The sequence below is a fragment of the Actinomadura sp. B10D3 genome (genome assembly GCF_039871695.1).
GTDB classification, from domain to species: Bacteria; Actinomycetota; Actinomycetes; order Streptosporangiales; family Streptosporangiaceae; genus Spirillospora; species Spirillospora madurae.
The window spans coordinates 23,795-36,524 of record NZ_JBDPLY010000014.1 but is presented as its reverse complement, the minus strand read 5'-3'; the positions used below and the strand labels follow the sequence as shown (position 1 = coordinate 36,524).

Here is a 12,730-nt window from a genome sequence, read left to right as displayed (position 1 = left end):
CTTGACCCGTCAACCCTCACTGCTGGAGGCATCCCCCCGTGATTCGCCGTCCCTTCGCGTCCGCGCTGCCCGGTGTCGTCGCGCTCGCGTTCGCCGTCACCGCCTGCGCTCCCAAGGACGAGGACTCCAACGCCTCGGCAAGTAAGAGTCCCGCCTCCTGCACCAAGGACAAAATGCCGCTGAAATCGGCCGGCAAGCTCACGGTCGCGACCGACAAGCCGGCGTTCGAACCATGGTTCAAGGACGATGACCCGTCCAACGGGCAGGGTTTCGAGAGCGCCGTCGCCTACGCGGTCGCCGGCCGGCTCGGCTTCGCCAAGGACCAGGTGGTGTGGAAGGTCCAGTCGTTCGAGTCGTCGTTCGCGCCGGGCCCCAAGACCTTCGACTTCGACATCAACCAGATCTCGGTCACCCCCGCACGAGAGAAGGCGGTGGCGTTCAGCGACGGCTACTACGACGTGCAGCAGGGCATCGTGGCGCTCGACGGCGGCCGGTACGCGAAGGCGACGACCGTCGCGGAGTTGAAGAAGGCGCGTATCGCGGTGCAGGTCGGGACGACGGCGCTTCAGGCGGTGCGGAAACAGATCGGACCCGAGGAGCAGCCGAAGATCTTCAACACGCAGATCGACGCGGTGAACGCGCTGAAGAACAAGCAGGTGGACGTGCTGGTGGTGGATCTGCCGACCGCCTTCTACGTCACCGCCGCGCAGATCGAGGGCTCGAAGATCGTCGGTCAGCTGCCGCCGTCCCAGGGGGGCGGTACCGAGCATTTCGGGTTGCTGATGGAGCGGGGCAGCGGGCTCGCCGGCTGCCTGAACCAGGCGATCGGGCAGCTCAAGTCGTCCGGTGAGCTGGCGAGAATCCAGCAGCGGTGGCTGACCTCGTCGGCCGGCGCGCCCATCCTGAAATGAGCGCGCCCGCGAAGGGCCAGACGACCTGGATCAAGAGCGAGCGGCAGCTCGAACGGGAGCGCCGGCGCCGCCGCGCCGCCGTCCGGTCCGGGTCGGTGGCCGCCGCCTCGACGATTTTGTGCGTCGCGCTCGTGGTCGCCGTGGTGGTGCGGTCGCCGGGCTGGCCGCGCGTGTCCGAGACGTTCTTCGACTGGGGCGAGTTCACCGGCGCGTTCCCCGACGTGCTGCGCGGGTTCTGGCTGAACGTGCGGATCTTCCTGGTCGCCGAAGTGGTGATCCTGCTGCTGGGGCTGCTGGTCGCGCTCGCACGCGGGCTGCGAACCCCGCTGCTGTTCCCGCTGCGGGCGCTGGCCGTCGCCTACACCGACGTGTTCCGGGGCATCCCGACGATCCTGCTGGTGTACCTGGTCGGATTCGGGCTCCCGGCGCTGCGGTTGCAGGGCGTTCCCGAAAGCCCGGCGGTGCTGGGCGGGTTCGCGCTCGTCCTCTCCTACGGCGCGTACGTCGCGGAGGTGTTCCGGGCGGGCATCGACTCCATCCACCCCAGCCAGCGCGCCGCGGCCCGCTCGCTGGGGCTGACCACGGCCCAGAGCCTGCGGTACGTGGTGCTGCCGCAGGCGGTGCGCCGGGTCGTTCCGCCGCTCCTCAACGACTTCGCCTCGCTGCAGAAGGACACCGCGCTGGTGGCCGTGCTCGGCCCGCTGGAGGCGCTCCGGCAGGCGCAGATCCACTCGGCCGACACCTTCAACTACACGCCCTACCTGGCCGCGGCGGTGCTGTTCGTCGTGCTGACGGTACCGATGGCCCGGTTCACCGACCACCTCGCGGCGCGCGCCGAACGCCGCCGCGCCCCCGGAGGCGGCCAATGAGCACACCGCTGCTGCGCATCGAAGGCGTGTGGAAGACCTACCACGCCCATCCAGTGCTGCGCGGCGTCGACCTGGACGTCGCGCAGCACGAGGTCGTCTGCCTCATCGGGGCCTCCGGATCGGGCAAGTCGACGCTGCTGCGCTGCGTGAACGTCCTGGAGACCGTCGACGACGGCGCGATCTACCTGGAGGACGACGACATCACCGACCCCGGTGCCGACCCCGATCAGCTCCGCAAGCGGATCGGGATGGTGTTCCAGTCCTACAACCTGTTCCCGCACCTGTCGGTGCTGGACAACATCACCCTCGCCCCCCTCAAGGTGCACAGGCGACCGCGGGCGGAGGCCACCGAACAGGCTCACGAACTGCTGAAACGGTTCGGCCTGGCCGACAAGGCCGGCGAGTACCCCGACCGGTTGTCGGGCGGCCAGCAGCAGCGCGTCGCGATCATCCGGGCCATGGCCACCCGTCCGAGCCTGCTGCTGCTGGACGAGGTGACCTCCGCGCTCGACCCCGAGCTGGTCACCGAAGTCATGGGCATCATCCGGGAACTCAAGGAGTCCGGCATGACGATGATCCTGGCCACCCACGAGATGGGATTCGCCCGCGACATCGCCGACACCGTCTGCTTCCTGCACGACGGCGTCCTCCTGGAACACGGCCCGGCCGCGCAGATCTTCGAGGACCCCAAGGAGCCCCGCACCCGCGAGTTCCTGCACCGCGTCCTGGAATCCCGCCGCCTCTGAACCGGCGGCCCCAGGTGACGGGCGCCGCCGATCCGAGGTGTCGGGCGCGGCGGATCCGGACGTGAGGGCCACCGCTCGGAGGCGATACGGGGAGCCGGCGACACCGTCCGTGGCCCGTGGACGGTGTCGCCGGCCCGGCAGCGGTAGCTCCAGGCGCGCGTGACGCGGCGCGTGAAAGATCACCTTCCTCGGGCGCCGGGTGCGCCCCGATCACGGGTGACGGAGCGCACGACCGTCCCTTTCTGGCAGTGACGACCTCATTCCACTGTCTGCTCGGCCTACCGGTGCCGGTCTCGCACTGTGCCGATCTTGTGATGTACGACCGTTCTCCGCCGGGCGTTATGCGCATGCCGCCCGCCTCGACACGGTCTTGATCGTGCTGGCTCGAGCGCCAGGACACGTCCGGATTCCACGGAACCCGGCGTGCCTGGCGCGATCGGTCAGGCACGCCGTGATCCACGGGATCACAGCCACCCCCCGTCCACGGGTCGGGGGGTTATCCAAGTGGAGCAACTATGGATCCTGTCGGTCTCGTGTTGGGCGAAGTCGCTCTCCACGAGTTCGCGTTGATTCCCGTGGCCAAGACCGTCCCACTCACGGGCGGGTCGGTAATGGCCGCGGTAGGCGCCTCGGGGCTCGTGATCTACTCCATGTGCCGAAAGAGGGTCCCCTTCCGGGAGCGCCTTCCCCTCTGGCCGATCATCAAGGAGAGGCCCAAAACCATCTGCCGCCTCGCGGTGGGATGCATCATCACCACTGTGGGGTATGCCCTCGGTATCCATTGGGCGGGCATCGGTGCAATGGCAACCATGACCTCGTGCGGTCTGCTCTGGTCCGCTGTCAGGAAAGTGCGGGTCTTGACCCGCATCAACCTCGTGCACATCGCGCTGCTGGTCATCGCCTTTGTGGGCGTGATCATCCTCAACAAACCGTGGGCGATGTTCGAGAACCCCCGCGAGGAAACGTTCTACGGTATCGTCTGCGGTATTCTGGGTGCCTGGAGTTACTACAACTACATCCGGTGCCTGTTCGACGATAGTGTTCCAGACCCGACGGAAAGGCTGAAAATTCTGACCGTGGCTAATGCGGTCTCCATTCCCATCCTCCCCTTCGCGGTGTGGGGGGCGAACCATCTCCTCGGAGGCGGGCACGCCGAGTTCTCACCGAAGGTGTTCGGCCTGGGCGGCATCTCGGGTGTCCTGTCGTTCGCGGTCCCGACGATCCTTGCCAGCGTGGCATCGAAAAAGATCGACGACTCGGTGGCGAGCAGGCTCTACCTGCTGGAAAGTCCGATCGCCAACGTGGTCGGCTTGGTGGGAAGCTCGCTCGGTCTGCTGAACGAGGTGCATTGGCCGGATGTCTGGAACTGGGTCGGCATGGGAATCGTGGTAGCTTCCATGGCCGTTTCCCTGAGCATCCCGCCCCCGGACGAGAAGCCGTCGCAAGATGGTCACCTCGGCAAGGACGGCGAGAAAGGCAAGAGCGCCAGTCCGGTCGGGCGGTAACGCCCGCCGGGCAGGCTGCTGGATACCGGGCTGCGGTACGCGTACCGCAGCCCACGACCTGACGATCACCCACCAGCGGGGAGGGGCCACCGCCCCTCTCCGCTATCGGTGGCCCCTTATCAGATAACGCGAGCCTGGGGTGCCCACCGAGGTCGTCCTCCCGGCACTGGCGCGCCCCGGCCGGAGGTGCACCGGAACCCGCCCCGGCCGACGGCGAGGACGGGGCGGGACAAGACACCGCCCAAGGCGACGGCCGCTGCGCTGGGTGGAATGCGTGCTCGACCCCGAACACGGCCCCGGCCTTAGCGCCTGCGGCGGGCCCGTCATTCGGACACGGCGACGTAGGGGGCGTACCCCTCGGACAGGTGGACCGATTCGGAGAGATCGACCGAGACGCCGGGGAGTGCAGCGTGGATCTTCTCGGCCATGGCGTCGCTGACGTAGTGGTGGTGCAGGTCGAGTTTCTTGAGATGGGTGAGCGGCTGTCCGGAGAGCAGCGCTGCGGCACCCTCATCAGACAGCATCCCCATGGCCAGGCTCAGCGTTTCCAGCCGGGCCACGACCGGCGCGCCGGCCACCGCCGCGGCGATCTCGTCCTGGATCTCGCTGTCCTCCAGGCCGAGGTGCCGCAGCGCGGGAAGCCGCGCGCCGCCCAGGATGGGCTCCAGATCGGCGACGGTGGCGTCGCCACCGTAGAGCCCGACCCCCAGCCACAGGTCCAGATGCTCCAGCCGCGGCAGGTCGCTTGCGGCCACCGCCCGGACCACCTCCCCGGGAAGGCCGCCGCTCTCGATCCGCAACGTCTTGAGCCTGTCGTGGCTCGTGGGGCGCAGGGCCAGCGAGCCGCTGCGGATGTCCAGCCGTTCCAGCCGGGGGAACGCCTCCAGCAGCGGCGTGACATCGGAGAGGTGGATCCACGACAGCTCCTGCTCCTCCGAGCTGACGTCCCCGAGGAACAGTGCCTCCAGCTGTGGCATCAGGTGCGCCGAGCGGGTCAGCAGCCTTACCGGATCCGGCTTGTGCTCCTCGTGGATCGCCCCCCAGTACCCGATGACCAGGGCAGTCACCTCGTACGTGTCGACCGTGTGCAGAAACCGTTCGAAGGCCGCCTGGAACGGCGTCTCCTCGTCACCGGCGACGCGCCAGGCCACGCCCTGCGCCGGGTCGCTCTCGTGGGCGAGGGCCCGCAGCCGTTCCGCGAAACGCCGGATCTCCGCATGGGTCTCGGTGTCCATCGCCGGGGAGTCGTGGACGAAGTCGCGCAGTTCCCGTTGGTACGAGACGCTCAGGATCTCGTCTTCCACGGTGTGATGCAGAATTTCCTTGATCGGCAGACCGGCGAAGAGCTGGCCATAGTGCATGGTCGGGGTCCTCTCCCAGCAATGTGCAGGTGCCGTTCTATCAGCCAGGAGGGACAGCGCCACGCGGCTGCGCGGCCCCGCCCTCTGGCCGCGCAGCGGCCCAAGCGCCGCCGCCCCTTGAAGATCCCTGCGGGAGGCACGTCTGACGATCCTCCCCTCCGCCGGACAGTCAGCACGTGGAAAAACGAAGAGAAAAGAGCGCGGCGGCTGCGGTGGCGTTCACGGCCGCCGCTGTGGCGGACCGTCGGGCGTTGGCTGGGGGAGGTGGGCGCGATGCGAAGCGCCGATCCCGTCCGGTCCTGCAGCGCCTGGGTCGGTCACCGCGCTCGGCCGGTGGTGGGCGTGCAATTTGGCCGGTCGGTGTGGCCGCAGCTGCGTAGGGTGCCTGCATAAGGTGTGGTTACACCTGGCGGCGAGAGGTACCGGCCCCATGAGGCTTGAACTCACCAACCACGAGGCCCTGCACGGGTGGGGCGTCGTGAACAACAGTGCCGCTTGGCATGCTCAGCGCAACCGCAAGCCCCCTGCGGCAGAACAGGCGGTCGGGGACATCCTCTTCAGGGCCTACGACTGCCGGACCGACACCACGACCACGGTCGAGCTCAGCAACGACGAGTGCGCGAGCTTTGCCGAGCTGGTCAGCGAACACATCGCGGCCTGGGTGAAGCGCGGCCAGGAGAACGCCGCCACACCTCACCTGCGCTCGCTGGTCATGAAACTGGGCGGCTGACATCCCCGCACCAGGCGGCCCGCAACGAAAGTTCCGCCTCGCCGATGCTGTCCTGTGGGCCGAGTACGACCAGGCGTGCCGTTGAGTACGCCGGTTGGACGGTCTGCTCAGGCGAAGGGCGGCGGCCCACTTCCGACCAGCGTGATGACGTCGGACCAGGCTTCGGAACCGCCGAGCGTGACCTGTGCCTCGCGGCCGTCGGGAAGTCTCAGCGTCCGGTCGTGCGGGTCCTCGGCATCGAAGTCGGTGATGGTCACGGTCCCGGACCACTCCCGCTGCTTCGCGCGCAGATCGACGTAGACCTCGACCTCGGATCCGCTGCTGCTGATCAGGGTGGCGGGCCCCCGGTAGCGGCTCACGACCGGATCTTCTCATCCAGGCTGCTGTGGACTGTATTCATGAAGACGCACCATAGCGTTGAGGTCGGACGTTCCCGGCCGTGCCGCTTCAATACTCGTCGCGTGGCCCGGCATTGAGCCGCGTTCACCGCGTACGAGACCGTCCTGTTCCCCGGGGCGCAGCCGCGGCCACCGAGGCGCGCGCGGCCACCGACGATGCGCCGCGCTGGATCGGATCCGCGACGTTGCGTGCGGCGCTGGACGCGGTGCTCCTGTCACCTGTGCTGGCGGAAGGCATCGGCGACGGATTCGTCGAGGGACGTGAGCTGCGTATGGATCTGGTCGATGGTGGACGGGGCCAGGCCCCCGAGCAGGCCGTGGGCTCGGCGCCAGTGCCGGTGGGCGCTCGCGTGGTCGCCGGCGAGGCGGTGGCAGGCGCCGAGGTGGGCGAAGGTGCTGGCCTCGCCGTACCGGTCCCCGAGCTCCCGGAACAGGTCGACGGCCTGCCGGTACCAGGGGACCGCCCCGGCGGGGTCGCCCATCTGGAGGTGGGTGTCGGCGAGGCATGACAACGTATGGGTCTCCGCGGAACGGTTGCCGGACTTCTGATGCAGGATCAGGGCCTGCTCGCACAGGTTGAGGGCCTGACGGTGGTTTCCCAGGCGGCCGTGGTGCCAGCCGAGGTTGGTGAGCGCGATGGCCTGGCCGGCCTGGTCGCCGAGCCGCTCGAACAGGTCGTGGGCGCGGCGGGCGGCGGCGAGCGCGTCGGCCTCCCGGCCCTGAATGGTGAAGACGAGATCGCGGTGGTAGTGCGTCCACGCCTGACCGGTGGGGTCGTCGTATGACCGTTCCAAGGCGGCGTCGAGGTTGCGGTGGGCGTCGTCGAAGCGGCCCAGGTCGGCCAGGGCCCAGGCCAGGTTGCGGTGCGCGCGGGTCTCTTCCACCGGGTCGCCCAGTCGCCGGGCGGCGGCCAGTGCGGTCCGCTGGGTCTCGGCCTGGCCGAGCCAGTGGCCCTGCCGTTGCAGGAAGACGAACAGCGGCCGCGCCAGATGGCAGACCTGCCGGTCCAGGCCCAGTTCGGCGGCGAGCTTCAGGACGGCGAGCAGGGCGGGACGCTCGGCCGTGAACCAGGCCATCGCCTCGTCCGGCCCCGCGAAGCCGGCGACGGAGACGCCCGGGAGGGGCGCGTCGGGGGCGACGATCTCGATGTGCCCGTGGAGGGGCAGCACGGCGGCGTGCGCGCTCTGGACGTAGTGGTCCACGATGCGGTGCCGCGCGGCCTCTCGGTCCGCGTCGTAGGCCTCGCAGAGTTCGGCGGCGTAAGCACGCAGCAGGTCGTGGCACGAGTAGTGGCCCGGGGGGTGCTCGGTGAGCAGGTTGGCGCGGGTCAGTTCGGCCAGGGGTGCCCGCAGCCGCGGGACCGGGACGCCTGCCAGGCTGGCGGCGCCGGTGACCGTGCTGCCGGGGCCGGGGTGCAGCCCGGCGACCAGCCGGTACAGCCGTGCCGCTGCTTCGCTGAGCGTCTCGTACGACCACGAGAAGATCGCCCGTACGTCGACGGCACGGTCCAGCGCGCCGAGGGCGTCCGCGAGCTCGCCGGCGAGGGCGCCCAGCGGGTGCCGGGGATGGATCGCGGCTCGGGCAGCGACGATCGCCAGTGCCAGAGGCAGCCCGGCGCAGCGGCGGACGATCTCTTCGGCGGCCTCGGGCTCGGCGGCGATCCGGTTCCGGCCGAGCCGAGCGGTCAGCAACCGCCGTGCCTCGTCCGGCGGCAGCAGGTCGAGGGTGAGCGGACGCGCGCCGTAAGTCATGACCGGTTCGGCGAGGTGATCCCGGCTGGTCACCACGACCAGGCAGCCGGGCGCGGCGGGCAGTAGCGGGGTGATCTGGTCGGCGTCGCGGGCATTGTCCAGCAGCACCAGCATGCGCCGGTCCGCCAGCAGGCTGCGATACAGCCCGGCCCGGGCGGCTGGGTCGTCCGGGATCCGGTGCGGCGGCACCTGAAGCGCGTCAAGGAGCCCGCGGATGGCTGCCTCTGGTGGTACGGCCTCTCCTGACGGGTCGTATCCGCGCAGTCCGACGTAGAGCTGACCGTCCGGGAATCGCCCGGCGACCTGATGCGCCCACTGCACGGCCAGCGTGGTCTTCCCGACGCCGGCCGTACCGGCGATCACCGCGATCAGCGGCGACCGGGATCTGGTCTCGCCCGGCGGGCCGAGCATCGCGTCCAGCGAAGCGAGCTCGGCCTCGCGCCCGGCGAATCCGTCGACGGCGGGCGGCAATTGCCTGGGCACCGCGCGTCCTTCGGACGGAGCGCCGCGGATCAGCAGGCTGGCGTGGGCCTGCCGCAGCTCGGGGCTGGGATCGGCGCCGAGCTCCTCGGCGAGCCGTCGCCGGATCGTCTCGTACGACGCCAGCGCCTCGGCGGGCCGGCCCGCTGATTCCAGGGCCCGCAGCAGCCGCAGCCAGAGGGACTCTCGCAGTGGATGCTGCTCGGCCAACTCGGTCAACTCGGCAAGGTCGGCCGACTCGACCGGCCTGGCCGGGTCGGGATGCGATCGGTTCGCGAGGTCCAGGTCGACCCGCCGCTCCAGCACGGCCAGGTATCGCTCGGCCAATGCCGGGGCAACGGAGTGCTCCAGCCAGTCCGATCGGATCCCGTCGAAGGGGGTGCCGCGCCAAAGTGCCTTCGCGGTGGCCAACCGGGACCGCTCGGCCACCGGATCCGCTGCCGCCGCGGCCTCATCGAGCAGGCGGCCGAAGCGGAGCGCGTCCACGTGATCAGGCTCGGCAGCCAGCAGGTAACCGCCCGGCCGGGCCGTGATCAGCTCCCTCCCGGCGACCCCCAGGGCATCGCGCAGCCGCCTGATATTCGTACGGACTCTGCCCCCCGGGTCGCCGCGCGCATCCATCCCCCACACCGCGGTGGCGAGCGTGTCCGCCGGGACGGTACGACCCGCCGACATCGCCAGCACGGCCAGCAACGCGCGCGGCCGCCCGCGCGGCAACTCGATCTGCCGGCCGTCCAGCGTAACGCGCAACGGCCCGAGCAACTCGACGGTCAGCACGCAGATCGCGCCCCTTCCAAGGCCGGCAGCGGATGTCACGGGACTGACACAACTCTGTCACCTGCGGTCCGCCAGGCTGGTGATCATCCCGCACATGCCGTCCTCGGGAGCCGGAGGACGGTGCGCCGATGAAGCGAAGGAGACCCGCGATAAGACAGGTGATTCTGGCCGCGACTATATCCGAACGTCGGGGTCACGGCACCCTTCGGTCAAGGTGGCGAACGGCTCCACGAGTGAATGGCCGGGACGGGCTTGAACGGCGAAGCCCCAGCATCGGCCGTTACCACGCCTGACCGAGGTCGGGACCGCAAGAGGAATCACTTCCGATTCATCGAAGGAGCATCGAGTCATGTCACTTGTCCGAGTTCACAATTTCGGCATCTCGCTCGACGGTTTCGGCGCCGGTGAGGGGCAGAGCCGCGAGGCGCATTTCGGCCATGCCGGAGACAGGCTGCACCAGTGGATGTTCACCACCCGGTGGTGGAAGCCCGGCGGCAGCGGCGGCGTCGACGACGCTTTCACCCAGCAGCATGATCCGGGGATCGGTGTCGAGATCATGGGTGCCGGAAAGTTCGGCCACCCCGGATGGCACGAGGACCCGGAGTGGAAGGGCGCGTGGGGTCCCAATCCGCCGTTCCATACACCGGTGTTCGTCCTGACCCACCACACCCGCCCGTCGATCGAGATGGAGGGCGGCACGACGTTCCACTTCATCGATGTCTCACCCGCCGAAGCCCTCGAGATGGCGCGCGAGGCCGCCGGCGATAAGGACATACGCCTCGGCGGAGGCCCCACGATGATCCGCGACTTCCTTGCCGCCGGGCTCGTCGACCACATGCACACAGTGGTGGTCCCGATATTGCTCGGCCGGGGTGTACGCCTCTGGGACGGACTGGAGGGCCTGGAAAAGGACTACCAGGTCGAGGCCGTATCCTCGCCCAGCGGAGTCACGCATGTGACCTTCACCCGTACCGGCGCCTGAACCACCTCGACCAAGAACCGGGCCGAAATGACATGCACCACCAAAAAGCCTGTTCGACCTGACAGGAGGCACACATGAGCAGGGTCATCTGCGACCAAACCATCTCGGCCGATGGCTACGCGGCTGGGCCGAACCAGACGGAGAAGCGCCCGTTCGGTGACGACGGCGGTGACGGCTGGGGCAACAGGTTGCACGCCTGGATGTTCGACAACCCCGAGGAGAACCGGACCGAGATCGACCGGATCAACGCAGCCAAAGCAGTCATCATGGGGCGGAACATGTTCGGCCCAGTGCGTGGTGGGTGGGATCGGCAATGGAAGGGCTGGTGGGGTGATAATCCGCCGTTCCACGCCCCGGTCTTCGTGCTCACCCATTACCCGCGCGACCCGCAGCCGATGGACGGCGGCACCACATATCACTTCGTCACCGACGGAATCGAATCGGCACTGGCCCAGGCGCGCGAGGCGGCCGGGGACGGTGATGTCTCCATCCATGGCGGCGCGACCACCATCAATCAGTATCTCGCCGCCGGCCTGGTCGACGAACTGCGCTTGCACATCGTGCCGTTCACGCTCGGCGCCGGCGCCCGGCTATTCGATGGGGTTCCGCCCCTGAATCTCGAGCAGGCGGAGTCGCGGGCGGCAAGCTCGGTCACACACGTGACCTATCGCGTGCTCTCCTGATCCGGGAATTTCTAATTACCTCGATTTTTCGTGAGGTCGGTTGGACCCTGGAGCGGGCAGGCCGACCTTTGTCTTTCAAGGGCCGCTCAGGCGTTCGGCTTTCCCGGCGACGGTTCCAGGTCGGCGAGCTGCCCGCCGGGCTGTCGGGTCCGGCTCGATGCGTCCTCTCGATGCCCTTGGGCCAGGGCGCCATCCGGCAGAGTACAAGCATGCTGCTTGACCTGCGCGGACGTAGTTTTCGGCAAGCGCAGCGTCCGCTGATCATCGACTGCGCGCGGTGGCGACGGCTGCTGGCACGATGGCCAGTGCCAGGATGCCTCCGCCGATGGCCAGGAGGGGGTAGCCGGCAGCGGCCACGATGAGGCCCGAGGCCATGCCGCCGGTGGCGCCGGCAATGGCGATGGCGACATCGACCAGGCCCTGGGTCTTGGCTCGGGTGGCCAGCGGGACGGCGTCGGTGATGACCGCGGTTCCGGTGACGAGGCCGAAGTTCCAGCCCAGACCCAGCAGCGCGAGGGCCACCACGAGCGGCTCGACGGAGTCGCCGGGGGTGTTGGCGGCAACGATTCCGGCGGCGAGCAGGGTCAGCCCGGAGGTGGCGGCGATGGTGGGGCGGCCGTAGCGGTCGACGAGCCAGCCGGTCAGGGGCGAGGGCAGGTACATCGCGCCGGTGTGGATGGCGATGACGAAGCCGGAGGCGGCGGTGCCGTGGCCGTGGTCGTGCATGTGGACGGGCGTCATCGTCATGATCGCGACCATGACCAGCTGGGTGAGCACCATGACCAGCGCGCCGGCCAGCAGGCGGGAGCGGTTGACCGCCGGGCGCGGTCGGCGGGTGGCGTCGCGCGGCTGCGCGCATGCTGCGGCGGTGCGCTCGGCTTCCAGGGTGCCGGCCAGCAGCAAGGGGTCGGGGCGCAGCCAGATGGCCAGGATCAAGGCGGCCATCGCGTAGGCGGCGCCGGCGAGAAGGAACGGCCCGGCCAGGTCGGGAATGCCGAGGGTGTGAGCGAGGTCGCCGGTGGGTGCGGCGAGGTTCGGGCCGACCACGCCGCCCAGGGTGGTGGCGACGAGCACGGTGGACACGGCGCGAGCGCGGTGCGCGGGGGCGGCCAGATCGGCTCCGGCGTAGCGGGCTTGCAGGTTGGTGGCCGTACCGGCGCCGTAAACGAACAGCGAGAGGAACAGCAGGACGGCGTTGCCGACGACGGCCGCGGCGATGACGCCCGCGCTGCCGACGGCACCGGCCAGATACCCGGCGGCAAGGCCGGGGCGGCGGCCGCGGGCTTGAGAGATGCGCCCGACGGCGAGGGCCGCCGAAGCGGAACCGGCGGTGCCCAGGGCGCTGGGCAGACCAGCAAGGCTGGTGGAGCCGAGCATGTCCTGCGCGAGCAGAGCACCGACGGTCACCCCGGCCGCCAGTCCGGCGCCGCTGAGGACCTGAGCGGCGCCCAGGACGATCAGGATGCGACGCTGCGCCTGGGTACGCGGGAGGTCCCCGGTCCGGGCGGGCACGGTATTGGTCACGAGAGAGTTCTTT

The 12,730-nt window shown here is 69.5% G+C and carries 11 protein-coding genes; 7 read left to right on the top strand and 4 right to left on the bottom strand.

Going from position 1 to position 12,730, the window contains the following annotated elements; translation table 11 throughout:
* Window positions 1-38: 38 nt before the first annotated feature.
* The 4 genes from ABGB11_RS21505 to ABGB11_RS21490 all read left to right on the top strand — a co-directional run bounded on the left by ABGB11_RS21505 (window position 39) and on the right by ABGB11_RS21490 (window position 4,031).
* A complete protein-coding gene (locus tag ABGB11_RS21505; RefSeq protein WP_347635493.1) occupies window positions 39-911 on the top strand; it encodes an ABC transporter substrate-binding protein in 873 nt (290 codons plus the stop codon).
* Window positions 908-1,780, top strand: a complete 873-nt coding sequence (locus ABGB11_RS21500; protein WP_347635491.1) for an amino acid ABC transporter permease — start codon at window positions 908-910, stop codon at window positions 1,778-1,780. Before ABGB11_RS21505 ends, ABGB11_RS21500 begins: the two co-directional genes overlap by 4 nt.
* Window positions 1,777-2,526, top strand: coding sequence for an amino acid ABC transporter ATP-binding protein (locus ABGB11_RS21495; RefSeq protein WP_347635489.1), 750 nt, complete (start codon window positions 1,777-1,779; stop codon window positions 2,524-2,526). Before ABGB11_RS21500 ends, ABGB11_RS21495 begins: the two co-directional genes overlap by 4 nt.
* A 515-nt stretch (window positions 2,527-3,041) precedes the next feature.
* Entirely contained in the window at window positions 3,042-4,031 is a 990-nt protein-coding gene (locus tag ABGB11_RS21490) for a hypothetical protein (protein ID WP_347635487.1), read from the top strand.
* Between the two features lie 323 nt (window positions 4,032-4,354).
* Here ABGB11_RS21490 and ABGB11_RS21485 read toward each other — a convergent pair whose 3' ends face one another.
* On the bottom strand, window positions 4,355-5,455 hold the full coding sequence (locus tag ABGB11_RS21485) for an STM4015 family protein (protein ID WP_347635484.1): 1,101 nt from the start codon (window positions 5,453-5,455) through the stop codon (window positions 4,355-4,357).
* 367 nt (window positions 5,456-5,822) lie between these two features.
* Here ABGB11_RS21485 and ABGB11_RS21480 point away from each other — a divergent pair, with 367 nt between their 5' ends.
* Window positions 5,823-6,122 carry a hypothetical protein gene (locus ABGB11_RS21480; protein WP_347635481.1) on the top strand — a complete coding sequence of 100 codons (300 nt, stop codon included), beginning with the start codon at window positions 5,823-5,825 and terminating at the stop codon, window positions 6,120-6,122.
* A 107-nt stretch (window positions 6,123-6,229) separates the two neighbouring features.
* On the opposite strand, the gene ABGB11_RS21475 is transcribed toward ABGB11_RS21480, so the two are convergent.
* Together ABGB11_RS21475 and ABGB11_RS21470 are read right to left on the bottom strand one after the other, a co-directional pair.
* Window positions 6,230-6,481, bottom strand: coding sequence for a DUF4873 domain-containing protein (locus tag ABGB11_RS21475; RefSeq protein WP_347635479.1), 252 nt, complete (start codon window positions 6,479-6,481; stop codon window positions 6,230-6,232).
* A 254-nt stretch (window positions 6,482-6,735) separates the two neighbouring features.
* Complete coding sequence (locus ABGB11_RS21470) at window positions 6,736-9,528, bottom strand: BTAD domain-containing putative transcriptional regulator (RefSeq protein WP_347635477.1); 2,793 nt, start codon at window positions 9,526-9,528, stop codon at window positions 6,736-6,738.
* 349 nt (window positions 9,529-9,877) lie between these two features.
* On the opposite strand from ABGB11_RS21470, the gene ABGB11_RS21465 reads away from it, so the two are divergent.
* Together ABGB11_RS21465 and ABGB11_RS21460 are read left to right on the top strand one after the other, a co-directional pair.
* Window positions 9,878-10,510, top strand: coding sequence for a dihydrofolate reductase family protein (locus tag ABGB11_RS21465; protein WP_347635475.1), 633 nt, complete (start codon window positions 9,878-9,880; stop codon window positions 10,508-10,510).
* A gap of 74 nt (window positions 10,511-10,584) precedes the next feature.
* Window positions 10,585-11,193: a dihydrofolate reductase family protein gene (locus ABGB11_RS21460; RefSeq protein ID WP_347635473.1), complete on the top strand. Its 609-nt coding sequence runs from the start codon at window positions 10,585-10,587 to the stop codon at window positions 11,191-11,193.
* Between the two features lie 261 nt (window positions 11,194-11,454).
* Here the strand turns inward: ABGB11_RS21460 and ABGB11_RS21455 are convergent, their stop codons facing one another.
* Complete coding sequence (locus ABGB11_RS21455) at window positions 11,455-12,717, bottom strand: MFS transporter (protein ID WP_347635471.1); 1,263 nt, start codon at window positions 12,715-12,717, stop codon at window positions 11,455-11,457.
* Between the last annotated feature and the right edge of the window lie 13 nt (window positions 12,718-12,730).